29 protein-coding genes and 3 tRNA genes are annotated in these 25334 nt (G+C 45.2%); 12 read left to right on the top strand and 20 right to left on the bottom strand.

Annotation, left to right across the window (positions count from 1 at the left end; all coding sequences use genetic code 11):
• Nucleotides 1-39: 39 nt before the first annotated feature.
• A complete protein-coding gene (locus FD975_RS05265) occupies nt 40-1647 on the top strand; it encodes an ABC-F family ATPase (RefSeq protein ID WP_215303873.1) in 1608 nt (535 codons plus the stop codon).
• Here FD975_RS05265 and FD975_RS05260 read toward each other — a convergent pair.
• The 8 genes from FD975_RS05260 to FD975_RS05225 all read right to left on the bottom strand — a co-directional run bounded on the left by FD975_RS05260 (nt 1644) and on the right by FD975_RS05225 (nt 7160).
• Entirely contained in the window at nt 1644-1898 is a 255-nt protein-coding gene (locus FD975_RS05260) for a DUF1289 domain-containing protein (RefSeq protein WP_215300781.1), read from the bottom strand. The genes FD975_RS05265 and FD975_RS05260 overlap by 4 nt on opposite strands.
• Nucleotides 1895-3067 (bottom strand): GNAT family N-acetyltransferase, encoded by a 1173-nt coding sequence (locus FD975_RS05255; RefSeq protein WP_215300779.1) that lies wholly within the window; start codon nt 3065-3067, stop codon nt 1895-1897. The genes FD975_RS05260 and FD975_RS05255 overlap by 4 nt, the downstream gene beginning before the upstream one ends.
• A gap of 15 nt (nt 3068-3082) precedes the next feature.
• Nucleotides 3083-3469, bottom strand: a complete 387-nt coding sequence (gene gloA, locus FD975_RS05250) for a lactoylglutathione lyase (RefSeq protein WP_215300777.1) — start codon at nt 3467-3469, stop codon at nt 3083-3085.
• A 90-nt stretch (nt 3470-3559) separates the two neighbouring features.
• The gene (locus FD975_RS05245; protein ID WP_215300775.1) at nt 3560-4354 is read right to left on the bottom strand and encodes a peptidylprolyl isomerase; all 795 of its coding nucleotides are present in this window, start codon (nt 4352-4354) and stop codon (nt 3560-3562) included.
• Between the two features lie 51 nt (nt 4355-4405).
• Nucleotides 4406-4690 carry a BolA family transcriptional regulator gene (locus FD975_RS05240; RefSeq protein WP_215300772.1) on the bottom strand — a complete coding sequence of 95 codons (285 nt, stop codon included), beginning with the start codon at nt 4688-4690 and terminating at the stop codon, nt 4406-4408.
• Nucleotides 4687-5235, bottom strand: a complete 549-nt coding sequence (locus tag FD975_RS05235; RefSeq protein ID WP_215300770.1) for a septation protein A — start codon at nt 5233-5235, stop codon at nt 4687-4689. The genes FD975_RS05240 and FD975_RS05235 overlap by 4 nt, the downstream gene beginning before the upstream one ends.
• A 26-nt stretch (nt 5236-5261) precedes the next feature.
• Entirely contained in the window at nt 5262-5675 is a 414-nt protein-coding gene (gene msrB / locus FD975_RS05230; RefSeq protein WP_215300768.1) for a peptide-methionine (R)-S-oxide reductase MsrB, read from the bottom strand.
• Nucleotides 5676-5693: 18 nt separating this feature from the next.
• Nucleotides 5694-7160 carry a YdiU family protein gene (locus FD975_RS05225; RefSeq protein WP_215300766.1) on the bottom strand — a complete coding sequence of 489 codons (1467 nt, stop codon included), beginning with the start codon at nt 7158-7160 and terminating at the stop codon, nt 5694-5696.
• 54 nt (nt 7161-7214) lie between these two features.
• On the opposite strand from FD975_RS05225, the gene FD975_RS05220 reads away from it, so the two are divergent.
• The gene (locus tag FD975_RS05220; RefSeq protein ID WP_215300764.1) at nt 7215-7700 is read left to right on the top strand and encodes a PaaI family thioesterase; all 486 of its coding nucleotides are present in this window, start codon (nt 7215-7217) and stop codon (nt 7698-7700) included.
• Nucleotides 7701-7719: 19 nt separating this feature from the next.
• On the opposite strand, the gene FD975_RS05215 is transcribed toward FD975_RS05220, so the two are convergent.
• Nucleotides 7720-8577 carry an NRDE family protein gene (locus FD975_RS05215; protein WP_215303678.1) on the bottom strand — a complete coding sequence of 286 codons (858 nt, stop codon included), beginning with the start codon at nt 8575-8577 and terminating at the stop codon, nt 7720-7722.
• Nucleotides 8578-8604: 27 nt separating this feature from the next.
• Nucleotides 8605-9585: a folate-binding protein YgfZ gene (locus FD975_RS05210; protein WP_215303676.1), complete on the bottom strand. Its 981-nt coding sequence runs from the start codon at nt 9583-9585 to the stop codon at nt 8605-8607.
• A gap of 45 nt (nt 9586-9630) precedes the next feature.
• Between FD975_RS05210 and mltG the strand changes: the two genes are divergently transcribed.
• The 6 genes from mltG to FD975_RS05180 all read left to right on the top strand — a co-directional run bounded on the left by mltG (nt 9631) and on the right by FD975_RS05180 (nt 14616).
• A complete protein-coding gene (mltG, locus tag FD975_RS05205) occupies nt 9631-10707 on the top strand; it encodes an endolytic transglycosylase MltG (protein WP_215303674.1) in 1077 nt (358 codons plus the stop codon).
• A 5-nt stretch (nt 10708-10712) separates the two neighbouring features.
• Nucleotides 10713-11351, top strand: coding sequence for a dTMP kinase (tmk, locus tag FD975_RS05200; RefSeq protein ID WP_215303672.1), 639 nt, complete (start codon nt 10713-10715; stop codon nt 11349-11351).
• Nucleotides 11352-12497, top strand: a complete 1146-nt coding sequence (locus FD975_RS05195) for a DNA polymerase III subunit delta' (RefSeq protein WP_251371433.1) — start codon at nt 11352-11354, stop codon at nt 12495-12497.
• 11 nt (nt 12498-12508) lie between these two features.
• Complete coding sequence (locus tag FD975_RS05190) at nt 12509-13297, top strand: TatD family hydrolase (RefSeq protein ID WP_215303670.1); 789 nt, start codon at nt 12509-12511, stop codon at nt 13295-13297.
• Entirely contained in the window at nt 13294-13995 is a 702-nt protein-coding gene (locus FD975_RS05185; protein WP_215303668.1) for an ankyrin repeat domain-containing protein, read from the top strand. The genes FD975_RS05190 and FD975_RS05185 overlap by 4 nt, the downstream gene beginning before the upstream one ends.
• Nucleotides 13996-14163: 168 nt before the next feature.
• Nucleotides 14164-14616 (top strand): ion channel, encoded by a 453-nt coding sequence (locus FD975_RS05180; RefSeq protein WP_251371432.1) that lies wholly within the window; start codon nt 14164-14166, stop codon nt 14614-14616.
• 29 nt (nt 14617-14645) lie between these two features.
• Here FD975_RS05180 and FD975_RS05175 read toward each other — a convergent pair whose 3' ends face one another.
• The 4 genes from FD975_RS05175 to hyi all read right to left on the bottom strand — a co-directional run bounded on the left by FD975_RS05175 (nt 14646) and on the right by hyi (nt 18015).
• The gene (locus FD975_RS05175; protein ID WP_251371431.1) at nt 14646-15593 is read right to left on the bottom strand and encodes a DUF3108 domain-containing protein; all 948 of its coding nucleotides are present in this window, start codon (nt 15591-15593) and stop codon (nt 14646-14648) included.
• 61 nt (nt 15594-15654) lie between these two features.
• Nucleotides 15655-16239 (bottom strand): YqiA/YcfP family alpha/beta fold hydrolase, encoded by a 585-nt coding sequence (locus tag FD975_RS05170; protein ID WP_215303665.1) that lies wholly within the window; start codon nt 16237-16239, stop codon nt 15655-15657.
• 9 nt (nt 16240-16248) lie between these two features.
• Complete coding sequence (locus FD975_RS05165) at nt 16249-17145, bottom strand: 2-hydroxy-3-oxopropionate reductase (protein ID WP_215303663.1); 897 nt, start codon at nt 17143-17145, stop codon at nt 16249-16251.
• Nucleotides 17146-17232: 87 nt separating this feature from the next.
• Nucleotides 17233-18015, bottom strand: a complete 783-nt coding sequence (gene hyi, locus FD975_RS05160; RefSeq protein WP_215303661.1) for a hydroxypyruvate isomerase — start codon at nt 18013-18015, stop codon at nt 17233-17235.
• Nucleotides 18016-18167: 152 nt separating this feature from the next.
• On the opposite strand from hyi, the gene FD975_RS05155 reads away from it, so the two are divergent.
• The 3 genes from FD975_RS05155 (at nt 18168) to FD975_RS05145 (ending at nt 20768) form a co-directional block, all read left to right on the top strand.
• Nucleotides 18168-18767 (top strand): hypothetical protein, encoded by a 600-nt coding sequence (locus tag FD975_RS05155; protein ID WP_215303658.1) that lies wholly within the window; start codon nt 18168-18170, stop codon nt 18765-18767.
• A 136-nt stretch (nt 18768-18903) separates the two neighbouring features.
• On the top strand, nt 18904-19632 hold the full coding sequence (locus FD975_RS05150) for a M48 family metallopeptidase (protein ID WP_215303656.1): 729 nt from the start codon (nt 18904-18906) through the stop codon (nt 19630-19632).
• A gap of 77 nt (nt 19633-19709) precedes the next feature.
• On the top strand, nt 19710-20768 hold the full coding sequence (locus tag FD975_RS05145; protein WP_215303650.1) for a PolC-type DNA polymerase III: 1059 nt from the start codon (nt 19710-19712) through the stop codon (nt 20766-20768).
• Between the two features lie 47 nt (nt 20769-20815).
• Here FD975_RS05145 and FD975_RS05140 read toward each other — a convergent pair.
• From FD975_RS05140 to gltX, 4 genes are all read right to left on the bottom strand, one after another.
• Nucleotides 20816-20892 (bottom strand) — tRNA-Asp (locus FD975_RS05140).
• Nucleotides 20893-20948: 56 nt separating this feature from the next.
• Nucleotides 20949-21024: transfer RNA gene (locus FD975_RS05135), tRNA-Glu, on the bottom strand.
• A gap of 40 nt (nt 21025-21064) precedes the next feature.
• Nucleotides 21065-21140, bottom strand: a tRNA-Ala gene (locus FD975_RS05130).
• An 81-nt stretch (nt 21141-21221) separates the two neighbouring features.
• Entirely contained in the window at nt 21222-22625 is a 1404-nt protein-coding gene (gltX, locus tag FD975_RS05125; protein WP_215303649.1) for a glutamate--tRNA ligase, read from the bottom strand.
• Between the two features lie 67 nt (nt 22626-22692).
• On the opposite strand from gltX, the gene FD975_RS05120 reads away from it, so the two are divergent.
• Entirely contained in the window at nt 22693-23658 is a 966-nt protein-coding gene (locus FD975_RS05120; protein WP_215303647.1) for an Hsp33 family molecular chaperone HslO, read from the top strand.
• 9 nt (nt 23659-23667) lie between these two features.
• Here the strand turns inward: FD975_RS05120 and ftsB are convergent, their stop codons facing one another.
• A complete protein-coding gene (gene ftsB / locus FD975_RS05115; protein WP_215303645.1) occupies nt 23668-23994 on the bottom strand; it encodes a cell division protein FtsB in 327 nt (108 codons plus the stop codon).
• Nucleotides 23995-24015: 21 nt separating this feature from the next.
• Nucleotides 24016-25302, bottom strand: a complete 1287-nt coding sequence (gene eno, locus FD975_RS05110) for a phosphopyruvate hydratase (RefSeq protein WP_215303643.1) — start codon at nt 25300-25302, stop codon at nt 24016-24018.
• Nucleotides 25303-25334 lie beyond the last annotated feature (32 nt).

The following is a 25334-nucleotide window of genomic DNA, read 5'->3' as shown; positions in this document are numbered from 1 at the left end:
CACCCTAGTATTGACCTATCAGAAAGTAAGAATACATCCGTGCTGTCCGCATCTAATATCACTATGCAGTTTGGGGCAAAACCCCTGTTTGAAAATATTTCCGTTAAATTTGGTGGCGGTAATCGCTATGGCCTAATTGGTGCCAACGGTTGCGGTAAATCTACCTTTATGAAGATTCTAGGTGGGGAGTTAGAGCCTACTAGCGGAAATGTAAGCTTAGATCCGGGCATTCGCTTAGGTAAATTGCGCCAAGACCAGTTTGCGTATGAAGATGTACGCGTACTTGATGTAGTGATGATGGGTCATGAGGAGATGTGGAAGGCTGCAGCCGAACGGGATGCCATCTATGCCAACCCAGATGCCACTGACGAAGATTACATGAAGGCAGCTGAGCTCGAGGGCAAGTATGCCGAGTACGGCGGCTATACCGCAGAGGCAAAAGCAGGGGAGTTGTTGTTAGGTATCGGTATTCCTATTGAGCAGCACAATGGCCCAATGAGCAATGTGGCTCCAGGCTGGAAGTTGCGCGTATTACTAGCGCAAGCTTTGTTCTCTGATCCAGATGTTCTCTTACTCGATGAGCCAACCAATAACTTAGATATTCATTCCATTCACTGGCTTGAAGATATTCTCAATCAGATTAAGAGCACGATTGTCATTATTTCCCACGATCGCCACTTCCTCAATGAAGTGTGCACGCATATGGCAGACATGGACTATGGAACACTCAAGGTCTATCCAGGCAACTACGACTCTTACATGCTGGCTTCAGTACAGGCAAGATCGCAACAACTGAGCAATAACGTCAAAGCCAAAGAAAAAATCGCTGAATTAGCAGCCTTCGTGGCCCGATTCTCAGCCAATGCATCGAAGGCACGTCAAGCGACTTCACGTCAACGTCAGTTGGAGAAGATTGAGATTGTTGAAGTGAAACCTTCTTCACGTCAGAATCCTTTTATTCGTTTTGACGCTGAGAAAAAACTTCACAACATGGCCGTGGAGTGCAATGCACTGACTAAGGCTTACGACCGTCCAATTTTTAAGAACTTCAAGATTGGGATTCGTGCTGGGGAAAAGATCGCCATCATTGGTCAAAATGGTGCAGGTAAGACAACATTATTGAAAACCATCTTAAGTAAACGCTTCGAAGGAATTCCTGCGGATAGCGGTGATGTGAAATGGGCTGAAAACGCCAACGTGGGCGTGATGCCTCAAGACAATACCGAGATGTTTGCAAAAGATGAATTGCTCATGGATTGGATGAACAACTGGCGCAATACAGGCGACGATGATCAAGTGATTCGTGGCACATTGGGCCGCTTACTATTCTCAGGCGATGATATTGGTAAGTCTGTCAAAGTATTATCTGGTGGTGAGAAGGGCAGAATGATTTGGGGCAAATTAATGCTTCAAAAATATAACGTCCTTGCAATGGATGAGCCAACCAATCATATGGATATGGAATCTATTGAAAGCTTGCAAATTGCGCTTGAGAAATTTGACGGCACTTTGATATTTGTTTCTCATGACCGCGAGTTTGTTTCTGCTTTGGCCAACCGCATCTTAGAAGTCAAGATGGACGGTACCGTCGTGGATTACTCTGGAACCTACGAAGAATATTTACGCAGCCAAGCTCTAGCTGGTTAAGTACTTTCTTTGGATTGACGTTGGAATCGCATTGCAGTGCCATCGGCACGGATGCGCTTCCACACAGCATCCTTTTCTTCCTGACTAAAGAAGACCCAATTACTAACCTCGCCTAGAGTACGACCGCATCCCTGGCAGATTTCGTCATAGAGGGTGGTGCAGACTCCGATACAGGGTGAGTCAGAAGCATCATCACCAACCCCTAAAGAATTGGCTCCAGCTTGCTCTGGTAGGTTATCGGAAGAAGTCATGACAGTACTTTAGACGATTTCAGGGGAATGTGTTGCTCGAGCTCATCAACATAAGCTGCCATACCTTCGTGCTCGCGATCTAAGAAACGTTTCACTGCATTCGCAAAGCCTGCATCTTCAATCCAGTGAGCGGACTGCAGAGTGGTTGGTATAAATCCCCGGGCCATTTTGTGCTCGCCTTGAGCGCCACCCTCAAATACTTGAATGCCCTCCTTGATGCAATACTCAATTGCTTGGTAGTAAGCCAACTCAAAATGTAAACAAGGGATATGTTCAATCGCACCCCAATAGCGTCCATATGCTTTTGCATTTGGTTTATCAACTACGAGCAAAGATGAGGCTATCGGCCTCTCATTCTGTGTCGCAATAATCAGATGAAAATTCTCAGGCATGCTGCTGCCTAGTATTTGAATGCAATCCTCAGTTAAATAAGGTGAAGACCGGTGCTCTATATAGGTGTTTTCATAGCAACGATAAAAGAAGTTCCAATCACTTGCCGTAGCAATCTCACCCGAAATATGTCTGTAGCTGATGATTTGACTTTCCACGGCAGCACGTTCTCGACGAATATTCTTGCGACGCTTCATTGTTAAGTTGGCAAGATAATGTTCAAAATCTTGATAGCCCTGGTTATGCCAATGAAACTGCACTGAGTCGCGCAGCATAAAACCTTGTTGCTTGAGTACACCCAATTCACCGTTCTCTGGAAAGAGTACGTGGGCAGAGGAAAGCCCGTTTTGAGTTACCAGTGTTTTTAAACCAGAGATAAGGATTTCTTGTATTGCCCCTTTATCCGCTTGAGGGGATACAAGTAGCCTTGGACCACGAACGGGAGTAAACGGAATAGCCGATAGTGCCTTTGGATAGTAAGACATCCCATTCTGCTCATATGCCTGAGCCCATGCCCAATCAAAGACAAACTCCCCGTAGGAGTGTTGCTTAAGGTAAAGCGGCATTGCACCAAGCAATCCAGAGTTAGAGTCCTCAACTATGAGGTGGGCAAATTGCCACCCAGTATTGCCGCCTACACAGCCAGTTTTTTCCAGTGCATTAAGAAAGGCGTACTTGAGGAAGGGACCAGAATTAGACGCTAGTAGGGCGTTCCAATCACCCTCAGCGATATCTGAAAGTGCATCGATTATGCGAAGTTGGATAGCTTCCTGTTTCAACTAAAGGTATAGGATTCAGTGTTGAATTAACTCAATCTTGTAGCCATCAGGATCCGTAACAAATGCAATGATGGTATTCCCACCCATTACAGGGCCTGCTTCACGAGTGACATTGCCACCAGCGGCTTTGATTCTTTCACAGGCTGCATAGGCGTCAGGAACGCTGATGGCAATATGCCCATAGGCATCGCCAAGATTGTATTTATCGACACCATGGTTGTAGGTGAGTTCGATCTCAGACTGACCATCTGCATTCCCTTTTCCAAAACCTACAAATGCCAGTGAATATTTTTGTTCTGGACGTTCGGTTGTACGAAGCAAGTTCATGCCTAGAACTTTGGTATAGAAATCAATTGAGCGAGTCATATTGCCGACTCTCAGCATGGTATGTAGGATCATCATTGTTTAAATATAAAGCTAAATGTCGTTTTCTGTTGAGCAAGAAAAAACCCAGGGGATTAGCCTGGGCTTATGGGTTGGGGCAGTCAGACCTTATTGAATCTTCGCCTTAGCGCGCAGCTTTTGCATTAATTCAGAGAACTTCGCTTTTTGCCAGTTCTGGTCTGCTGTGATCATCTGCTTTAGCTGATCTTTGATTTCCTCCATGCTAGGTGCTTTGACATCACGTACATCATCTAACTTGATGATATGCCAGCCATATTGAGTCTTTACCGGCTTATCGGTAACCTGACCTTTTTTGAGCTGCACCATTGCCTTGGAGAACTCCGGTACGAGTGATTTATCACTCACCCAGCCAAGATCTCCACCATTTGGTGCGGAGCCAGGATCTTTGGACTTTTCTTTGGCAATTTGTTCAAAGTTACCGCCAGCCTTAATTTGCGCGGTAATCGCTTTTGCATCAGCTTCTTTTTCAACAAGGATATGTTCAACGTGATATTCGGTGCCGGTGTACTGTCCTTTGACTTGCTCATAAGCAGCTTTTAGCTCGGCTTCAGTGACACCTTCTCTTTCAACGAAGTCCTCAAATACAGCTGCAATTAACACCCCCATCTTAGACTGTTCTAATTGCTCACGAACAGACTCCTTCTGTGTGATGCCGCGATTATTTGCCTCTTGCAAGATCAGTTCACGCGTCACCAGCATTTCTCTACCTTGATCGCGAACTTGAGGGCTATCTGGCTGATTTGATTTTTGAATTAATTTGTCTAATTGCGCTTTAGGAATGGGCTTGCCATTCACGATGGCAGCATTTTGTGCATGAGCTGCTGAAGAGAGAAGTGCAAAGCTAATGGCACTAATGGTCAAAATTGGGCGTATGTTCAACATGGGCTAGAAAATATAAATAGAGATAAAAGAGAATCTTAAAGCAATCTGCGACTAATTTGTGCTTTCACTAGGGGTGAAGGCCAGAATGGTGAGGGCATGGATCGCATCAGGAAAATGCTTGTTGAGGGCCGCATAAACAGATCTGTGCCTAGCTAGCTTGTTCATACCCTGAAATTCTGGGGCTACGATTGTGAGCTTGAAGTGCCCACCTCCAGAAGCTGCTCCAGCATGACCAGCATGAAGGTGGCTTTCATCTTCGATTATTAAATGGCTTGCCTGAAATGCAGCCCTTAAGTCTGACTCAAATAAGGCAATGCGATCTTGATTAATACTCATTCTGTAGGATGCTCCATGTGGCGACTGAGCCAAATGCCTTGAGCAATGACGAAGGCTACAAGCAGAGCTGTACTACCAAATAACTTGAAGTTAACCCACGTTTCTTCAGAGAACTCAAAAGCAATATAAAGATTGAGCGCACCCATCAAGAAGAAAAAGAATGCCCAAGCCATGTTTACTTGATGCCAAACCGATTTAGAGCTGTGCTCTTTTAGGGTGATTTGCTTGCCCATCAAAACTTGTATCCAGTTCTTTTGAAAAAACTGAGCGCTAATAAATAAAGCGCTTGCAAATAGCCAATACAAAGCCGTTGGTTTGAGTTGAATAAAAGTCTTATCGTGCAGGAATATAGTCAGGCTACCAAAAACCAGAATCATGACCAGGCTGACCCATTGCATCGCATCGATCTTACGATGTCGATAGTAAACCCAGAGGATTTGCCCAATGGTGGCAACCATAGCTACGATAGTTGCGGTGTAAATGTCTGCAAATTTAAATGCAATAAAAAAGAGGATGATCGGAAAGAGGTCAAATAGAAATTTCATGCGTTGATTATCCAGCTATTTCAGAATTATTCAGTTTTCGTGGCAGCGGCATTCTCAGAAGGTTCAAATCTTAAGGATGCTGAGTTAATACAGTAGCGAAGTCCTGTAGGCTGAGGGCCATCTTCAAATACGTGTCCCAAATGCGCATCACAATGGGTGCAGCGGACCTCAGTTCGAATCATCCCATGGGACATATCCTTAACTTCGGTAATCGCTGTAGCGTTCTCAGGTGCGTTATAGCTAGGCCAACCGCAACCTGCATCGAACTTGGTCGATGATTGAAATAGTGGGGTATCGCAGCAAATGCAGCGATATTGACCATTTTCCCAGTGATCCCAATACTTACCGGTAAAAGGCCTCTCTGTTGCAGCCTCACGCGTTACCCGGTATTGAGTGTCACTCAATGTATTTCTGTATTCCTGATCCGTTTTCTTTGTCATGGCAATGAATTTGTTTGATTAAGAAGAGCAACTGACTGCGACTCGCTGCAGATCCAGTGGCGGTGGTTTTGAATAATGATGCAATGCTAACTGCTCATCGAATGGCTTACTCAATATTCTGAATAAGACATCTACTTCAGAAAAATCATCTTGCTGAGCTTTTTCAATTGCAGCTTGAGCTAAGTGATTCCTCAGAATATATTTGGGGTTGACTGCATCCATCAATTTTTTTCTATCATCATCAGATTTAGTCTCGGATTGAAGTCTATTGATGTAGTCGGCAAACCATTGATCAATATGTTCACGATCGACAAATTCATCCCTTTGCAAGATCTCTGTTAGCTTGGATTCTTTTTTGAGATTGCTCAGATTTCGAAAGAAATTCGTGAAATCCACTTTTGAATCATGCATGGCCTGGAGTAGACGTTCAATTAACTCTATGTCGCCATCCTGTTCTGATTGCAATCCTAGTTTTAGTCGAAATGCTTGTTGCCACTCTTTTGCATAAATCAATGGAAATTCTTCTAGGGCGGAGCGCAAGAGGTCTTGCGACTCTTCCGCAGAATGCTCCAGCTCTAACAGGGGAAGCATTGCACTCGCAAGGCAGGCCATATTCCAATGCATGATTTGGGGCTGACGATGATATGCATATCTACCTCCATGATCACTATGATTACAGATATGGTCGATTTCAAAATGATCTAAAAACCCAAAAGGGCCATAGTCAATAGTCAGGCCTAGAGCGCTAATGTTGTCACTATTTAAAACGCCATGACAAAATCCTACTGACTGCCACTGAGCAACTAATTTCGCATTGCGGGCGCTAATCTCTTTAAATAAGTTTAAATAGGGATCCTGTGTGGATACACACTCTGGATAAAATTCTGAAATAAGCAGATCCGCCAACTCCTTCAAGCGCACAATATTTTGAAGTGAAGCAAAGTGTTCAAAGTGGCCAATACGAATAAAGCTTGGGGCAATGCGCGAACATACCGCAGCTGTTTCCATGGTTTCACGTCTAACTGCCTGTTTAGATCCAACCACGGAAAGAGCGCGGCTAGTAGGTATACCAAGCGCATGCATTGCTTCGCTACACAGAAATTCTCGAATAGACGATCTTAAGACTGCTCTTCCGTCACCCATTCTGGAGTAGTGCGTTCTACCGGCACCTTTTAACTGTAGCTCTAAATGATTGATATCACCCAGTAGGATTGCGCGACCATCGCCTAATTGGCCTGCCCATGTTCCAAATTGATGTCCGCTATATGCCGTTGAAATCGGATTAGAAAATCTATGCGCACCTACATTCAGCTGATTTCCCCCCAGTACCTCCAGCCATTCGGGATCTTTAGGCAATCCATCATTTCCAATCTCCAAATCGATTAGCTTTGCGACAGCTGGTGAGAATGCAACCCAGTAGAGATTGGGCAGTGGGGTAGGTGGGGTTGCTTGGCATACATCATCGCCACGGAGGGTAAAAGGCATATTTGTATTCTATGGGTAATTCACAAGTACCGCAGAAGCCTCTAAAATGACCCTATGACAAATAAAGTACAACTGAATGCGGCAACTCAGCTTGCCAATCTGGGTGAAGAGCTCAACGTCCCCTTTTTAAAATTGCTTGGCGTTCGTCTTATCAGCGCTGAAATGGGTAAAGGTGAAATACTGCTTGCCCTCAAGCCCGAGCATACCAATACCTGGGATGTAGCCCATGGTGGTGTATTGCTCACGCTGATGGATGTTGCTATGGCTGTTGCCGCTCGATCCAGTGATCCAGGCGATCGCAGTGTTGTGACAGTGGAGATGAAAAATAACTTTATGCAGGCAGCTAATGGCATCTTGCGTGTGAAGGCCGATACTGTTCGTCGAACTGCCACAATGGCTTTTTGTGAGGCAAAGCTCTATAACGATCAGGGTGAGATCTGTTGCATGGCAACAGGAACCTTTCAGTTTCTAAAAAGACTCGCCACTAAAGATGCAAATGGCGAACGAGTCATCAATGAGGATTCGCGTCAGCAGAAATAACTCTGCCTTGATCGGTAGGCTATACCGATAGGTTTGATCCGGGGGCAGAGCTGAGCTCTCCAGTGACAACATCGTGGCCTACAGTGCCATTGGCATCAAAACGTCTTTCCACCATTTCGAACTGACCATCATTGCGAACGCGCAAAATGGTACTAGAACGCGTTCCGTAAGATGGTGTCTTGATAAATGCTGCTGATAGGGCTCTTTCCCAATCTGGGTTCACACCAGTACTAGGCAGCTCCTGTGGACTAGCTTCATGGGTATCGGCCAATACGCGTAAGTAGTGATCTGCGTTCTTCAGTTGGCCACTATCCATTGCCAATGTTTGAGCAAATGCTGCAACTCGATGGTTCACTTTGGGCCATGGTGTGTCGAGCATGGCATTCGATAGACCATAGACACCAGGACTAAGAGCTTGCTCAGGAAACACTTTTCTTGGGCGAATATTTTGACCCATCATCAGGCGATTGCTTACCCAATGCATCTCAGCATTCTCAGGATCACTGAGATCTGCCATGAGTAGATTAAAGCCATTGTATTGATCAAATCGCTTTGCGTTTTCTTGAACATAAGCATGTGGCTTATGCTGACCTGTCAGGTAGCGAAGGCTGAGCTCTCCGCGTGTTCTGGCATCTGGATTTTTTTCACTAGGTGCCCTGACATTAGTTAGCGCAGCAAAGCGACCTGTTTTAGTAAAGCCCAGCCAAGTTCCTGGGCTACCCAATACATCAGCTCGATCTTTTCCAGCTAAAACATGAGGGTGTTCTTCCCACCAACCCAGGGGGTCAGTGTCACGCTCATAAAACTCATCTCGATTTGCCGCTACTACCAAAGGGTAGTCTGGATGTGACTTCCAGGCAAAGAGAATTAAGCACATATGGGATAAGTGGGGCTAATAATGAAATTAAATTTCTAATAAAGGATAGGGTAGTGTGCCTATTTTTAACACAGGGCCGGTAGGCATGCCTAGATGGATTTCCCCAGCCTCAAGAGCATCTAGCTTGCATTCAATCTGAAAATCCATTTGATCTGCATTTTCTGGCTTAGTCGCTGCAAGTACCACCATACCGCAAGGCTGAGTGGAATCGCTTTCGTGAAATAGCTCTACACCTGGTTTAGCAAAATCCAGCGCAGATGCACTTAAATTGCTACTGGCAAGTTGTAACCTACGCTTAACTGCACCACGGTATTGGCTTCTAGCAACAATCTCTTGCCCAGGGTAACAACCTTTTTTAAAATCAACGCCTGCTACAGATTCAAAATTGACCATTTGCGGGACAAATTGCTCTTGGGTTGCTAAGACAATCCGAGGGATACCACTTAATACCTCGAGGCGATCCCATTGCGCTAGAGCATCAACCTCGATGATCGATTCGCTGGATTCAGATTTTCTTTTGGCAATGAGTAAGCGCTCAAATGTGTGATTGGAAATTGAAACATCTGGCATCCGCAAGACAAGAGAGTTATTCAGTTGATTGGCTGATTCAAGATTGTGATCATCTCGATATGCACCAAGAATTTCCCAATCATTTGAGGCGTCAACAACTTTTACTTTTGACCGCAGAACATACATCGACAGTCGTTTGGCAATACTAGCGGCAATATCTTTAGAGACAAAAAGTGCAAAGCGATCTTCTGAGTCGGGAGATTCTGGAAATAAGCCAAGCCACGCACTAGCTAAGAGACGCCCTTTAGGACTGCAATATCCCACCAGGCGAACCGAACCAAGTCCTTGGGCGATCTCTCCTGAAACAGTGCGCTTCAAGCCCAACACTGAATTACTGAGCTGACTTTGAAGGAGGGTAGCTGCATCAGGGCCTTCGACCAGAATTAAACCCCAATTGGGAAGAAGGGTGGATCCATGGTTCAAAAAGGTCATTGGCATTGGGGGTTTTTAGGGCTGAGGGTCATGTGCTTTTATCATAGCTTGATGAGCAGAAAATTTCAGAGAAGAACTCTTTTCATCAAGCATTCCAAGTTTGGGGGCTGGAAATCCTTTGTATTGTCCCTAATTGGCATTCTAATTCTTATATACGCTGCCATCTTTTTATGGCCTGTCGTGCCTTCCGCATCCAATATTCCTGAGGGCTCCGCCTACAGAATTAAGATTGCCCCTCAATCTGGCCTATCGTCGATTTCTAAGCAGTTAGCGGCTCAAGGCATATCGTCAAATGTACTGACCTTTCAGATTGCCGCAAGAGCGCTATTTCTTAGCTCAAAGCTAAAGCCGGGAACCTACCAACTACCTACTCGCGCTAGCTTAGGCAATATTTTGTTACAAATCGCGCGTGGTGATCGGGTACGAGAAAGCATCGCGATTATTCCTGGCATGACTATATGGCAGCTGAGAGCTTTAATTGACAATCACCCAGCTCTGATTCATCAAACCAAGGGCATGAGCTCTAAGGAGCTGTTGCAAGCTCTTGGCCTCTTCTATCCGGGAGATGAGGGACTTTTCTATCCGGATACCTATATTTTTGACCCAGATGACTCAGATATCTCAATTTACAGAAGGGCTTCTCAGGCAATGCAAAAGCAGCTTAATGCTGTTTGGGGACAAAAAGATGAGGCCTTGCCACTTAAAACACCTTATGAGCTTCTCATCCTTGGTTCAATAGTAGAAAAGGAGACTGGGCGCTCTAGTGACCGATCCTTAGTTGCCGCAGTATTTGTCAATCGACTGAATTTGAATATGCCATTACAGACAGATCCAACGGTGATTTACGGCATTGGCCCTCAATTTGACGGTAATCTTCGAAAAGCAGATTTACGTAAAGACAGTCCCTACAATACTTATATGCGCAAAGGTTTACCACCCACTCCGATAGCAATGCCAAGTAAGGAGTCTCTCCAGGCCGTGATCAATCCGGAAAAAAGTGATGCAATCTATTTTGTGGCGCGTGGTGATGGCAGCAGTCATTTTTCCAAAACATTGAAAGAGCATGAAAGTGCTGTTGATCAATTTCAACGCAAACGTAATGCCCCAGCTAAATCAAATTCACAATAATTCTTATGGCAACTCAATTTCCAGGTTATTTCATTAGTTTTGAGGGTATTGATGGTGCCGGCAAGAGTACGCATATCGAGTCTTTTAGCCAGTTATTAAAACAGCGCTATCCAGACCGTGAAGTTGTCATGACTCGAGAGCCAGGCGGCACCCAGTTAGGTGAGCAGCTGCGTGCCTTATTACTCGATGCCCCCATGAACTTAGAAACGGAAGCCTTGCTGATGTTCGCGGCTCGTCGAGAACATATTGCTCAAGTAATAGAGCCTGCATTACAGGCCGGGAAGATTGTTATTTCCGATCGCTTTACCGATGCTAGCTTTGCTTATCAAGGTGGGGGGCGGGGCTTAAGCCTGAGCAAGCTAAATGATTTAGAGCGTTGGGTGCAAGGGCGTCCAGATGGCACATTACTTCAACCGAATCTAACTTTTCTGTTTGATTTGCCCGGCTCAATTGCCGAAACTAGAAGATCAAAGGTGAGGGCGCCTGATAAATTTGAAAAGATGGATCTAGATTTTTTTGAGAAGGTTCGTCAAGAGTATTTGCGTAGAGCAAAAGCAGATCCCAAACGCTTTTATCTTGTAGATGCCACTAGAACACCAGATGCAATTTGGAATGAACTTGAGTCACTCGAGATCAAACTCTAAATGAGTGACCTGATGTTCCCAATTGAGTCGGAAAAGAAAATAGCGCCCTGGCTAGAGTCCATTTGGGCTGGCCTTGATCTAACTGTATTTCCGAACGCGGTATTGATTCATGGTCAATCAGGTATTGGCAAGTTTGAGTTTTCCATTGAATTAGCTAAAGCGCTTTTATGTGAATCATCATCCGAGGTGAAGCCCTGCAACCAATGCGAGGCTTGCCGGTGGTTTGACTCTGGTAACCACCCCGATTTTGTTGCCCTGGTGCCCGAGACACATCGCAAACTGTTGCCTCATGGTGATTTTGATTCTGAAGTTGACTCTCCTAAAAAATCTAAGGCCGCCCAAGCCGATAGCGATGGGGATGGACCCGAGAAGAAGGAGAAAAAGACCATTGCCATTGAAGATGCTCGGAGTGCAATTGAAGCGCTATCTATTGGATCTCACCGTGGTGGCAATCGAGTAATTTTGGTTTATCCACTAGAAATGTTGAGACCGGACTCTGCGAATACTTTATTGAAGTCTCTCGAAGAGCCGCCCAAAAATACGATCTTTATTTTGCTTGCCGATCGCCTAGATCGTGTTTTGCCTACAATTCGCTCACGCTGTCGCCTACTTTCTGCACCACGACCAGATCGATTAACTGGACTAAGCTGGTTGCGTAATCAGCTCAATAAAGTGCCTGGCCTAAAAATGAGCGATGCCGATATTGAGTCTATCTATGATGAACAGGGCGGGGCACCATATGCAGTTTTAGATTCCTTAATTGCGCGCCACAACCAGGATGAAAAAGATGAGCTCACTATAGTCATTCAGGCATCACGATATTTATTGCAAGCGATGTCGCAGGGTGCTCGCATAAATTGGTTGGATGCTGCCGACAAGACGCAAAAGGCACGCTATTCAGTTTTGCTGACCACAATGCAGCGCTGGGTCTCAGACCTGCAGAGTTGCGCGCAATTAGGCTCACCCCGTTATTACCCAAAGCATAAGGACTCAATTAAGGCTCTAGCCAAACAAGTCCGCCTGCCAAAGTTGCTTCGTTTCTGGAAATCTTTGACACAGGCGCGGCGTCATGAAAATCACCCCCTGGCTACACGCATTCAATTGGAAGCCTTACTTTCCCAATACCAGCAGGTATTTGAAGATTAAAATGGTGAGTCATGTTTATAGACTCACACTGCCATCTCGATTTCCCAGAATTTCAAGCCAGACTTCCTGAGGTTTTAGCCAATATGGCTGCCTGCAAGGTTACTCACGCACTTTGTATTTCGGTTGATATCCCAGATTTTCCGAAAGTGCGGAAACTTGCTGAGGATCATGCTCATTTATATGCCTCTGTCGGAGTTCATCCAGACTATGAAGACACCCCAGAACCTAGCTTTGAGTTTTTGATTGAAGAGGCTAAACACCCCAAAATCGTTGCTATAGGTGAGACTGGTTTGGACTATTACCGCATGGGTGATCGTAGCTACGAATCCATGGAATGGCAAAGAGATCGATTTAGGACTCATATTAGAGCTGCCGTAGCCTCGAAAAAGCCTCTCATCATTCATACACGCTCGTCTTCAGTAGATACGCTCAAAATCCTAAAAAAAGAGGGCGCTGATCAGATTGGCGGGGTTATGCACTGCTTTACAGAAACGACTGAGGTAGCCAAGGCAGCTATGGATATGGGCTTTTATATCTCGTTTTCAGGCATTGTGACCTTTAAGAGCGCCAAAGATCTTCAGGAGACTTGCAAATATGTCCCGCTGGATCGCATGTTGATTGAAACGGATTCGCCTTATTTAGCCCCAATTCCTTATCGCGGCAAGACCAATGAGCCTGCCTGGGTCTCTAAGGTTGGTGAGTTTGTAGCCAATCTCAAAGGCGTCTCTGTTGATGAGATAGCCGAGCGAACTTCTAGTAATTTTTTCCAATGTTTTCAAATAAATAGAGCAACTTCATGAGAGATTCATTTAAATTCATTTTCGCTGTAAATGCAGTTACATTGTGCCTTTCCAGTAGCTTATTTGCGCAATCGGCCGATCAAATTGATGACTTTACTAAGGCCGCTAAGTTTGATGATGTTTCTGAGGTTCAATCGCTCTTGAAGGCTGGCATTAGCCCAAATACCTTAGATCCCAAGGGTAATCCAATGTTAATAGTCGCCATCCGCGATAAATCTAAGAAAGTGACGGATTTACTCCTTGCAAATCCTGCCACTAACGTGAATTTGGCTAATAAGAGTGGTGAAAATGCACTGATGATGGCGGCATTCGATGGAGACCTCCCAACAGTTAAGATGCTGGTTTTAGATAAGAAGGCATCTGTGAACAAGCAAGGCTGGGCGCCAATTCACTATGCGGCTACTAACGGGCATCTTCAAATTGTCGAATTCTTGATGGCTCACGGAGCTAGAGTTAATGCCTTTAGTCCCAGCGAAACAACGCCTCTGATGATGGCTATAGGATCTGGCAATGAACAGCTGATTAAATACCTTTTAGACAATGGCGCCGACTTGAGTTTGAGGAATCATGAAGGCTATACCGCGATTGATATTGCCCAGTTATTTGGTAAGGATGACATTCGTGATGGCTTGAAATCAAGATGGGTAAAGCTTTATAAAGAGCCTTATCCAGGCGGACCTAAGAAGTCACCTACATAATTGACATTATCGCTTGTTGCGTATAATCATTATTATGTCAAATAAGATATTAAAGTAAATAAAGACAGAAGCAAAAACAATATGGACCTACTAGAGCAAATAGCCAAACTCCCTGGCTTTCACAATCTACCGAGTTTCAATACCCTATTCGCTGAGATCAATACAGATATGGGAAACAGCCAGATTTGGTTTGTGTTGGTGCTGGCATGCCTCATGCTGACATTTCATGGCGTGGCCGTTCTGATGATTGCAGGCGCATTCCATTGGCTAGATCAAAAGCTGGAGAACAAACGGGTATATGGGGCTAATTTCCTGTCGTATTTCATCGCAATTTTGTTGATTATTGCCAGTCATTTATCAGAAATCGTTGCTTGGGCTTATCTCTGTGTAGCTTTGCAAGTATTTCCAACTAATCCGCAGACCTTCTATTTTGCCGGCGAGATGTACACCACGGTGGGATTTGGCACTTATAACTTGTCTGAGCAATGGAGAATCTTGCCCATCATCATTTCATTCTCCGGAATCTTTGCCGTCTCGATGTCTGGGGCCGCCTTGTATTCCATGATGGGCGCATTATTAGGTAGATCCAATCAAAATCAAAAATCAGGCTCCGGTTTCTAAGCGGCATCCTTAAAAGAAGGTTTTTTGGTTTAATTAACCAACTTGGACTTATCTATTGGTTCTCTTTGCTTAAAAACAAGCTCAAGGACCCGACCATTGGACTCTAGAGAGCGCATTCTTCCTGGAAGCCAATCTAGGTCCCTCGCCAACCAAATATCTACCTGCCGCTTGTATGGATCGTTCTCGCGTTGCATGAGGGCGTAATGCCTATTTATAGATTTACCCAAACTCGGAACGTCTTCGGACTCAACTTCACCGTAGCTCTTAAATTGCCACATCTCCAACGTGTTGTAGTCAACTACGGGAAGTGCACGAATACTCCCCGCTTCATCGATTTTGTCGCTACCGTTTAGAAGCGAGGCAAATTGGAACATGAGGCTAAATCGATCCTGAGTCCCGGGGAGAAGATCGGGGGTGAACTCCGGCTTTTCAGAGAAGTACATCTTCCCTGCTCCATTTTGATCACGATCAAAGCGGGAGTAGCGCGGTGGTTTAGTGCCGCGCTGGGTCCAATAAATGGATGGTGCTATTCCATAAGCATCAACAGAGCCACGTGATTCAAAAACAAAGGGGCCAACTACGGCATAAGGTATGTTGATATATAGGCGATAGTTATTGCCTTCTGTTATCCAGTCAAGCTGTGCTGTTTGATAAAGCTGTCCATCAACATAGGCATCAAAATAATAAGTGCCAGACTCAGGCAGACGAAATGCTTGCCCTGATTGATTACCAACTGCGCCCTGCTCTCCTTTGCCCTGATCTGACAATGGGTCAGCTGAGACTGCATTTGTTTGCTTAGGCGTAGTTTTTTTCTTGGGTGTACTGACCATCTGAATCTTCTTTGGAGGATCAACACGAAGATCTGTTTTGATAATCAGATCTTCAGCAATAGGTGGCGGGGCGCCGAAAGAAATAAATGGGAGTCCAAAAAATAAAATGAGGTGGCCAGCAATGGATAAAAAAATTGCGGCAATCAAAATCCACAGGGATTTTCTGCGAATGAATGAAAGCAGATCGCCAAATAGATCTATCAAGACATTAATGCTCGATAAATTCGATCACTGCTGGAAGATGGGTGGCATAGTCAGCAATCCCATGATCACTTCCCTCAAGAATAAGCTGTTTAGCACCTGGGTAAAAAGCAACCATTTCTTTCCAATCGAGTAACTCATCCCCTTTAGCAGCAATTAAAAAATATCGCTCTGGATTGGAAATAGATTCAACTTGCAAAGCACGCAATTGATCAATGTACTCAGCCTTAAAATCGAAAGGCTCTTCGCTGTCATATGCCGTCATCATGCCGACATGCGGCTCTAATTCCCTTGCCGCATATACAGCAGGATTTAGTGCAATCGCTTTGCATTGATATTTTTCTGCAAGGTAATTTGTATAAAAGCCACCTAAAGACGATCCGATAATGACTATGCGATCAGCTTGAGATTGATCAATGCGTTTGATCACCATATCCATGCTTTCTTTTGGTGATGCTAGCAATTGTGGGCAATACCATTCATAGCTATTTTCTGTATTTGAAAGCGCCCTCACCGCTTCACCAGTCATTAGTGCCTTGGTGGAGTTGGGTGAAGAACGAAAGCCATGAAGGTAAACCAACAAAGTTCTCATCAGCGCGCCTTAAGCCTTTTGACCAATTTCAAAGTTCGCCATTTTTTCTAGTGCCTTGACCATAGCAGAGTGATCCCAAGCCTTACCGCCATGGGCAGTGCAAGAGTTCAATAATTCTTGGGCTGTAGCAGTATTTGGTAGTGATACGCCTAAAGCCTTAGCGCTACTGAGTGCGAGGCTTAAATCTTTTTGATGTAATTCGATTCTGAAGCCAGGGTCAAAAGTGCGTTTGATCATGCGCTCACCATGAACTTCTAAAATCTTGGAGCTGGCAAAACCTCCCATCAGTGCCTCACGTACCTTAGCGGGATCAGCGCCTGCTTTAGCAGCAAATACTAAGGCTTCAGCAACTGCTTCGATATTTAAGGCAACAATAATTTGATTAGCTACTTTTGTAATTTGACCGGCGCCATTGCCACCAACTAGGGTGATATTTTTGCCCATCAACTCAAAGACAGGCTTTACCTTTGCAAAGGTAGATTCACTTGCACCCACCATAATAGTTAGGCTCGCTGCCTTTGCGCCTACTTGACCGCCTGAGACTGGAGCGTCGACATATTCACAGCCCAAAGCATTAATACGTTTAGCAAACTCTTGGGTTGCTATTGGAGAAATCGAACTCATATCAACGACGATCTTGCCAGCTGTTAAGCCTTGGGCAATGCCGTGATCCCCAAAGAGAACTTTTTCCACATCAGGAGTATCTGGCACCATGGTGATGATGATGTCTGCTTTGCTGGCAACTTCTGCGGGGCTAGAGCAAGGGATTGCAGCGCTATTGGCTAACTCTTCCGGAATCTTGCTACGGGTATTGATGAATACCTCGTGGCCAGCAGCCACTAAATGGCCCGCCATCGGAGCACCCATAATTCCCAAACCAACAAAACCTAGCTTTAACTTACTCATAATGTCATCCTTAGTTATTAATTATTTAACTTACTGATTTTTCCGCTTTACTTCATTATTGATTCACTAACTTGTAACTGAGCTGCATCATTCCTGCTCATACCGACCCATCCATCCTAGGCCCGCTTCAGTTGATTTGAGAGGTTTGTACTCGCAACCAATATAGCCGGTATATCCCAGACGATCTAATAAGCCAAAGAGATAGTCGTAGTTGATTTCACCGGTACCGGGCTCATTACGACCCGGATTGTCGGCCAACTGAATGTGGGCAATGCGACTAAAGTACTTTTGGATCGTATTTCCAAGCTCGCCTTCCATGCGCTGGGCATGATAGATGTCGTATTGTAAAAAAGCGTTATCTGCTCCAACGGCATCCAAAATGGCAATGCCCTGCTCTGTCTTTGACAAGTAAAAGCCTGGCATATCAAAGGTATTGATAGGTTCAATCAAAAGCTTTAAGCCGGCTTTCTTGAGCTCACCAGCGGCATATTGCAAATTATTGACAAAGGTATCGTGCAGCACCTTTGGATCAGATCCTGCTGGGACCTTACCAGCAAGGCAATTGAGCTGAGGTACGCCGAGAATCGAGGCATATTCAATTGCTTTTGCAACACCAGAACGAAATTCAGCAACCCGATCAGGTAAGCAAGCAATTCCACGCTCTCCAGCATCCCAATCACCTGCAGGTAGGTTATGGAGTGCGAGCTTGAGGGCGTTGTGATCCAAAGCCAGCTTAATCGCTTGAGCATCAAAGGCGTAAGGAAATAGAAATTCAACAGCCTTAAATCCGCCGGTTTTGGCGAGCGCAAAACGCTCCATGAACGGCACTTCATTAAATAGCATTGTGAGGTTGGCGGCAAATCGGGGCATGAAGTTCCTTTAGCTTGAATCACTCTGAAAGGACTGATGTTATCAAAGAAGCCTATAAATTTCCTTGAGCACCTTAGGATGGCGCTTTAAGTGAAATTGAGGGTAAAAATACGCTAATATCACTGTAGAAATACACATTATTAAGGAAAGATATGAAGATCAAATTCGCCCCAAGTACCCTGCTAGCCGCTGCTCTTTTGGCGGGCCCAGCACTCACGATGGCTCAAGCCCCAAGTGCACCAAATGCAGTTGTAGTTGATGCAGCCATAACTGACAATATTTATCGGTTATATGAGGGTACTGTTACTAAGATTGACAAGAAGACTCGTACAATTTTCTTTAAAAATAATGAAGGTGAATCAAAGTTCGTTGCTGGTCCTGAGATTAAGAACTTTGACCAGATCAAAAAAGGTGACCGCCTGAACGTTACCTATGAACTCGCTGTTGCAATTGAACTCATTAAGACTAAGAGTGACGGCATTCGTAGCAAAGTGGAAACCTCATCTGAGGTGACCTCGAAGCCAGGTGAAAAACCAACTCGCACGATTACCAACACCACCACCATCATTGCTGACATTATTGCCGTCGATCGCCCCAAGAAACTGGTTTCCGTTAAGGGTCCTAGTGGCAAAGTTACCATGGTAACGGTAAAGAACCCGCAGTTGCTAGCTGACGTCAATGTTGGTGAGCAAGTTAAGGTAGTTTATTTTGATGCAATGGCTGCATCTATCACTACACCGAAAAAGAAGTAAGGTGAACAGTATTGAATAAACGCAGGGATCTGATTTGAGCATTCGTATCTATTGGGTCCTTGCGCTTGTTGCCCTACTCTCGGCATGTGCTAGCACTACTCGCCCAGGAGCAGTAGGCATAAACAGATCACAATTCATGATGGCTTCAACAGAAGATGTAAATCGTCTTTCTGCTGCGAGTTACAGTGAGCAAAACCAAAAAGCAAAAGAGAAAAATATACTGGTCACCTCAGGACCTACTTACGATCGCTTGAGGCTGATTGCGAATAGACTGATTCCACAGACTGAGGTATTTAGGGATGACACCAGACAATGGGATTGGCAGTTAACTCTCATTAATGCCCCAACACTCAACGCTACTTGTGCGCCTGGTGGAAAGATTACTTTTTACACTGGCATCATTGAGCAGCTCAATCTAAATGACGATGAAATAGCTGCCATCATGGGCCATGAGATTGCTCATGCCTTAAGGGAGCACGGTAGAGAGCGTGTATCTCAAGCAGCAGCACAAAATGTATTAGTAAATATTGCAACGGCTCTAGCTGGCCCCTATGGCTCTGCAGTCAGCGCCGCCAATCAAGTGGCTCACTACGCAATTGTTTTACCCAACTCACGAGAAAATGAGTCCGAAGCAGATGCCATTGGATTGGAGCTTGCTGCAAGAGCAGGCTATAACCCTATGGGTGCGATTAGTGTTTGGCAAAAGATGCTAAAGGCCACTAAAGATAAAAACTCTCCAGAATTTTTATCCACCCACCCTTCTGGTGAAACCCGAATTGAGCAATTGACAGCTCTAATGCCTGCGGTTGAACCTATCTATAAAGCGGCACCAAAGCCACCTTCAAGCAATCAAAAAAAGATATAACACTTCAATGGTGTACATTTAAATGCGCTAGATCGGTTCTGTTCCTGCAAGTAGCGCAATATATCAAGGAGTAATGCTTGGAAAAACTAACAGCTCGGCAGCGTTATTTAATCGCTGCTATTGGCATGGCAGTACTCATGGCGGGCCCCTTTCTCACACTTGGCTTGTATGCCTGGTTTGAAGGGGTCGAAGAACACCGCACCATTTTTCTTCAGTACTTTCAGCAGCTTTTTCCTCTAGGAGTTGCGCTCACCTTAGGTGCATTGATATTAGGTTTTGTTGTGCTCAATCGACTGTTTAATACCTATGTTAGTGGCATTGCTGCCACTTCTGAGCGTCTTAAAGTGATGCTCAGCAGCAATCGAGAGCTACGCCTCGATCTTCAAGGTCCACCAGAATTACGTGAAGTCATTCATGCCATGAATCGCTTGGCCGATCAACGGGATCATAAGATTGACGAGATTGAAGAAAAGATTAAGGAGCAGATTTCCATCTATCAATCGCTATGCGATAGATCTGCAGATGCCTCGCTTTTGGATAGACCATTGGCAAGCCTTATTTACACTGCGTTTGATACTGAAACAACGGGCTTACAACCAAGTCATGGTGATGAAATCATTCAAATTGGCGCACTTAAAGTTTCCAATGGAAACATTCATACGAATGAAACCTTTGAGGCCCTCATTGACCCGAGGAGATCAATTTCTTCAGAGAGCATCAAGATTCATGGGATAAGCCAAGCAGAAGTGGAGGGAAAGCCCACGATTGATCAGGTGCTACCTATTTTTTATAAGTTTTGCGAGGGTAGCGTATTGCTCGGTCATAACGTTGCATTTGATATGCGGTTTTTGCAGTTAAAAGAACAATCAACCCACATTGTATTTAAGCAACCTGTTATTGATACCCTGTTACTTTCAGCAGTAGCCTACCCAAATCAGCCTCTTCACAGCCTAGAATCCAGTATGGCGCTCTTAGGCGTGCAAATTGAGCACCGTCACAATGCATGCTCTGATGCAGTCGCTACAGCGCAAGTATTTTTGAAACTAGTTCCTCTGTTAGAAGAGCGTGGGATTATTACTCTAGGCCAAGCGATTGAAGCTTCGAAGAAAACAACCTATGCAAGACTTTCTTACTAATAGGAGTAAAAAATAAAAAAGGGCCAAAGGCCCTTAGTTATTGTTATTGGCGGAGCGGACGGGACTCGAACCCGCGACCCTCGGCGTGACAGGCCGATATTCTAACCAACTGAACTACCGCTCCAATACAGCGAGTGCTACTTGTGTCACTACTTACTACCCACAACTAGCCAAAAAATTTGGCGTCCCCAGGGGGATTCGAACCCCCGTACTCACCGTGAAAGGGTGATGTCCTAGGCCTCTAGACGATGGGGACCTGGACTACTGCAAAAACTAATACTGCTATTTTAAATGCTTGGTGGAGATAAGCGGGATCGAACCGCTGACCTCTTGCATGCCATGCAAGCGCTCTCCCAGCTGAGCTATACCCCCGTAATCTCGCTAAAAATCTACAAGACACTCAAAACAATCCAAGATTTTATCCTATTTTTGTAGGAGGGAGCAAATTCTGCTCTAGACGACCTTGGAAAGCCTTTGTACGACCTCATCCTTGCCCAAAACAACCATGACAGAATCAATCGCCGGGGTCTGCGTTGTCGCAAATAAAGCATAGCGGACAGGCATTGCTAAGGCTGGCATTTTGATCTGATGTTTAGCTAAAACTTCTTTAAAAGCCAGTCCATAAGCCGCTTTTGTGTGCTCCGCTGATTTAACTGCTTCGATCAAATCTTTTAGCGCGGGGATAATTTCAGAAGGGATATTTGCGGCAATTTGTTCTGCACTATGAGCTGGTGCAGGCAGGTAAAAAAGCTTAGCGCCTTCTGCGATTTCGATGAGCGTATTCGCACGATCTTTAAGAAGCCCCACTACCTGCACAAAGTCTGGACCCTTTTCTGTATCAATGCCTAACTCATGAGCGAATGGCTTGGTCGCCTCTGCCAAGATAGCAGGATCAGTATTCTGAATATATTGATGATTAAGCCAAAGTAATTTTTCAGGGTTATGTTGTGCAGGTGAGCGACCAAGACTGTCTAGATCAAACCAATTCACAAACTGCTCTTTAGTAAAGATCTCCGCATCACCATGAGACCACCCTAACCTTGCGAGGTAATTCAGAATGGCTTCAGGCAAATACCCTGCTTTTTGGTAATCACGCACACTCATAGCGCCATTACGCTTACTCATTTTTTCACCAGAGTCATTGAGAACTGTCGGCAAATGGGCATATACCGGGGGCGTTCCGCCCAGCGCCTTCATGATATTAATTTGGCGCGGTGTGTTGTTGACGTGATCATCACCACGAATCACGTGAGTGATATTCATATCGAGATCGTCTACAACAACGCAGAAGTTATAGGTCGGCGTCCCGTCCGGTCGGGCTATCACCAGATCATCTAACTCATCGTTGCTAATTTCGATTTTGCCTTTGACGGCATCCTCCCAGATAACGGATCCACCTATGGGATTCTTAAAGCGAATAACCGGCAAAATACCTTCGGGTATTGCTGGCAGAATTTTTCCTGGCTCCGGGCGCCATTGACCGTTATAGCGAGGCTTTTCTTTATTAGCCATCTGTTGATCGCGTAGTTTATTGAGCTCTTCTTCGCTCATATAGCAAGGATAGGCAAGCCCAGCCTCTAACATCTGCTTAACAACTTCACGATAACGATCAATGCGTTGCATTTGATAAATCGGACCCTCATCTAGATCCAGACCAAGCCACGCCATACCTTCAATAATGACATCGACTGCTTCCTGTGTGGAGCGCTCTAAATCCGTATCCTCAATGCGTAAAATGAAGTCGCCTTTGTTGTGGCGTGCAAAAGCCCACGGATACAAAGCGCTGCGGAGGTTGCCCAAGTGAATAAAGCCCGTTGGACTAGGGGCGAATCGTGTACGTATTTGCATAAATGACATTATCTCAGGTCAGCCTAGAAATTTGCCATTTAGGACTCAATTCTGAAAAAAGTGGATACTTTCACCTATGAACGAATTACTTGTATTTATGTGTGATGGCGCCCCAGTCCGCGGGGAAATTGTTTCCATAAGCAGTGCCTGGCAGGCTGTTTTGGAGCGTCGGAATGATCCGCCTGTTATTAGACGAATGCTAGGTGACTTCGTGGGTGCAGCAACCCTCTTAAGCGCCAGCCTTAAATTTGATGGGACCTTGATTATTCAAGCTCAGAGTAAAGGTCCAATTCAGCTTCTCGTGGTTGAATGTAAGTCTGATTTGACTATGCGCGCTACAGTAAAGCTCTCCGTAGAGGCGGATAGTATTGACCCCAACGCCACACTAGGTGAATTGCTGGATGCTGACAATACTGGGCGCCTGGTGATTACTCTTGACCCTTCTGATCGCCAGCCTGGTCAAGCTCCCTATCAAGGCATTGTGGCACTCCAGGAACATCGTGGCACGATTATTAAGCCTGTTACGAGCGCTGCTGAAGCCATCGCTTTGTACATGCAGAATTCAGAGCAGCTAGACACCCGTATTTGGCTAGCTTCAAACGACACCCATGTCGGTGGATTACTTTTGCAGCGCTTGCCTGACTCCGGAGGTCATGCCCACCTAGACCCGCAACTTGCCGCTGAAGGTTGGACCAGAATTCAGACTCTTGGTGAGACCATCACTAATGAAGAATTGCTAACTCTTTCACCCGAAACCATCTTACGCCGTCTCTTTTTAGAAGAGTCTACAGAAAGTGGTGTTCGGAGTTTCCCAGTTCGCCCTGTTCGCTTTGGTTGCCGTTGTTCTCGGGCCAAGGTGGCTGATGTCCTCAGAATGCTGGGCGAAGAGGAAGTTGAAAGCATTCTTGCAGAGCAAGGTGCTGTAGAGACCGAGTGTGATTTCTGCTCTAAAGCCTATCGCTTTGACGCCGTAGATTGCAGACAAGTTTTTAAGACGGATTTATTAGCAGACGCAACAAGACCGCCATCAAGCGGACATTAGGATGCAGGACTAGCGTTTAGCACTTGTTGGCTTTACGCCATCCGCATCATTTGTAGTGGGTTTTTCAGTTGGCAAAATTTGTACAAAAAACTCGCCTTCCTTGATCATGCCATGTTCAACGCGAGCACGCTCTTCAATTGCCCGAGTGCCCTCTTTTAAATCCTTAACATCACCAGTGAGTTTGGCATTGCGCAAGCTGAGTAGGCTATTCTTAGCCCTCTGCAAATCGAGTTGCCTCTCCATTTCGTAAACCTTGAGCCATCCACCCTTTCCCAACCAGAGTGGGTACTGTATTGCAATCAGCAATAACAGCATTGAGTAGATGGCGATACGCATAGACTAAAAGCTAGCCAATGATCAGCGCTTGAGATTGTAGAAAACTGATTTTCCTGGGTAGCTTGCAACATCACCCAAGTCTTCTTCAATACGCAATAACTGGTTGTACTTGGCAATACGATCAGATCGAGACAAAGAACCAGTCTTGATCTGGCCAGCATTGGTGCCAACAGCAATATCAGCAATTGTGCTGTCTTCTGTTTCACCGGAGCGATGAGAAATCACTGCAGTGTAATTAGCACGCTTTGCCATTTCAATTGCAGCAAAGGTCTCAGTCAATGTACCAATCTGATTAATCTTAATGAGGATGGAGTTGGCAATACCCTTCTCAATACCCTCTCTAAGAATGCGCGTGTTGGTAACAAAGAGATCATCACCAACTAATTGGATTTTCTTACCCAATTTTTGAGTGATGTCAGCCCATCCATCCCAGTCACTCTCATGCATACCATCCTCAATCGACACGATTGGGAATTGATCAGCAAGGTTGCCGAGGTAGTCTGAGAATTCGCTCGAACTTAACTGTAAACCTTCGCCAGATAAGTGGTACTTGCCATCTTTATAGAACTCACTAGCAGCACAATCCAATGCCAATAAGACATCCTCACCTGCTTGATAGCCGGCGCCTTCAATGGCCTTCATGATCGTCTGCAGGCACTCTTGATTGCTCTTAAAGTTCGGAGCGAAGCCACCCTCGTCACCAACGGTGGTTGGCATACCTTGTGCGCCGATGATTTTCTTCAATTCATGAAAGATTTCAGCGCCACAACGAAGGGCTTCGCGGAAACTTTGAGCGCCGACAGGCATCACCATAAACTCTTGGATATCCAAGCTGTTATTTGCATGCGCACCACCATTGACGATATTCATCATTGGGACTGGTAACTGCATACCGCCTGATCCGCCAAAATAACGATACAAAGGCAAGCCAGCTTCTTCTGCGGCTGCACGTGCTACCGCCATAGAAACAGCTAAAGTCGCGTTAGCACCTAAGCGGGCCTTGTTATGAGTCCCGTCTAATTCATTTAAGGTGTGATCAAGAAATGCTTGCTCACTTGCATCAAGACCTAAGATTGATTCAGCAATCTCAATATTAATATTCTGAACGGCCTTAAGAACGCCTTTGCCTAAGTAACGCTCTTTATCTCCATCGCGAAGCTCAATGGCTTCACGTGAACCAGTTGAAGCGCCTGAAGGAACTGCTGCACGCCCCATAACACCAGACTCAAGCAAGACATCGCACTCAACCGTGGGATTTCCACGTGAATCTAAAACTTCTCTACCGATAATGTCAACAATGGCGCTCATGCACCTTCTCCTAAGTAAAAATGAATTTGGGG

The organism is Polynucleobacter sp. AP-Jannik-300A-C4 (genome assembly GCF_018688335.1).
GTDB lineage: Bacteria > Pseudomonadota > Gammaproteobacteria > Burkholderiales > Burkholderiaceae > Polynucleobacter.
Note: the sequence above shows the minus strand (reverse complement) of the source record. Positions and strands in the feature narration are given on the sequence as shown.

Bases quoted from the DNA above. Each gene is read 5' to 3' on its own strand.
- FD975_RS05260 (WP_215300781.1), bottom strand. From the start codon at position 1,898: ATGACTTCTTCCGATAACCTACCAGAGCAAGCTGGAGCCAATTCTTTA.
- mltG (WP_215303674.1), top strand. From the start codon at position 9,631: ATGAGCAGAAAATTTCAGAGAAGAACTCTTTTCATCAAGCATTCCAAG.
- FD975_RS05235 (WP_215300770.1), bottom strand. From the start codon at position 5,235: ATGAAATTTCTATTTGACCTCTTTCCGATCATCCTCTTTTTTATTGCA.
- FD975_RS05180 (WP_251371432.1), top strand. From the start codon at position 14,164: ATGGGAAACAGCCAGATTTGGTTTGTGTTGGTGCTGGCATGCCTCATG.
- FD975_RS05165 (WP_215303663.1), bottom strand. From the start codon at position 17,145: ATGAGTAAGTTAAAGCTAGGTTTTGTTGGTTTGGGAATTATGGGTGCT.
- FD975_RS05195 (WP_251371433.1), top strand. From the start codon at position 11,352: ATGAGTGACCTGATGTTCCCAATTGAGTCGGAAAAGAAAATAGCGCCC.
- FD975_RS05155 (WP_215303658.1), top strand. From the start codon at position 18,168: ATGAAGATCAAATTCGCCCCAAGTACCCTGCTAGCCGCTGCTCTTTTG.
- tmk (WP_215303672.1), top strand. From the start codon at position 10,713: ATGGCAACTCAATTTCCAGGTTATTTCATTAGTTTTGAGGGTATTGAT.
- FD975_RS05210 (WP_215303676.1), bottom strand. From the start codon at position 9,585: ATGCCAATGACCTTTTTGAACCATGGATCCACCCTTCTTCCCAATTGG.
- FD975_RS05220 (WP_215300764.1), top strand. From the start codon at position 7,215: ATGACAAATAAAGTACAACTGAATGCGGCAACTCAGCTTGCCAATCTG.
- gltX (WP_215303649.1), bottom strand. From the start codon at position 22,625: ATGTCATTTATGCAAATACGTACACGATTCGCCCCTAGTCCAACGGGC.
- hyi (WP_215303661.1), bottom strand. From the start codon at position 18,015: ATGCCCCGATTTGCCGCCAACCTCACAATGCTATTTAATGAAGTGCCG.
- FD975_RS05240 (WP_215300772.1), bottom strand. From the start codon at position 4,690: ATGAGTATTAATCAAGATCGCATTGCCTTATTTGAGTCAGACTTAAGG.
- ftsB (WP_215303645.1), bottom strand. From the start codon at position 23,994: ATGCGTATCGCCATCTACTCAATGCTGTTATTGCTGATTGCAATACAG.
- FD975_RS05245 (WP_215300775.1), bottom strand. From the start codon at position 4,354: ATGTTGAACATACGCCCAATTTTGACCATTAGTGCCATTAGCTTTGCA.
- eno (WP_215303643.1), bottom strand. From the start codon at position 25,302: ATGAGCGCCATTGTTGACATTATCGGTAGAGAAGTTTTAGATTCACGT.
- FD975_RS05215 (WP_215303678.1), bottom strand. From the start codon at position 8,577: ATGTGCTTAATTCTCTTTGCCTGGAAGTCACATCCAGACTACCCTTTG.
- FD975_RS05150 (WP_215303656.1), top strand. From the start codon at position 18,904: ATGATGGCTTCAACAGAAGATGTAAATCGTCTTTCTGCTGCGAGTTAC.
- FD975_RS05170 (WP_215303665.1), bottom strand. From the start codon at position 16,239: ATGAGAACTTTGTTGGTTTACCTTCATGGCTTTCGTTCTTCACCCAAC.
- FD975_RS05190 (WP_215303670.1), top strand. From the start codon at position 12,509: ATGTTTATAGACTCACACTGCCATCTCGATTTCCCAGAATTTCAAGCC.
- msrB (WP_215300768.1), bottom strand. From the start codon at position 5,675: ATGACAAAGAAAACGGATCAGGAATACAGAAATACATTGAGTGACACT.
- FD975_RS05185 (WP_215303668.1), top strand. From the start codon at position 13,294: ATGAGAGATTCATTTAAATTCATTTTCGCTGTAAATGCAGTTACATTG.
- FD975_RS05120 (WP_215303647.1), top strand. From the start codon at position 22,693: ATGAACGAATTACTTGTATTTATGTGTGATGGCGCCCCAGTCCGCGGG.
- gloA (WP_215300777.1), bottom strand. From the start codon at position 3,469: ATGATGATCCTACATACCATGCTGAGAGTCGGCAATATGACTCGCTCA.
- FD975_RS05225 (WP_215300766.1), bottom strand. From the start codon at position 7,160: ATGCCTTTTACCCTCCGTGGCGATGATGTATGCCAAGCAACCCCACCT.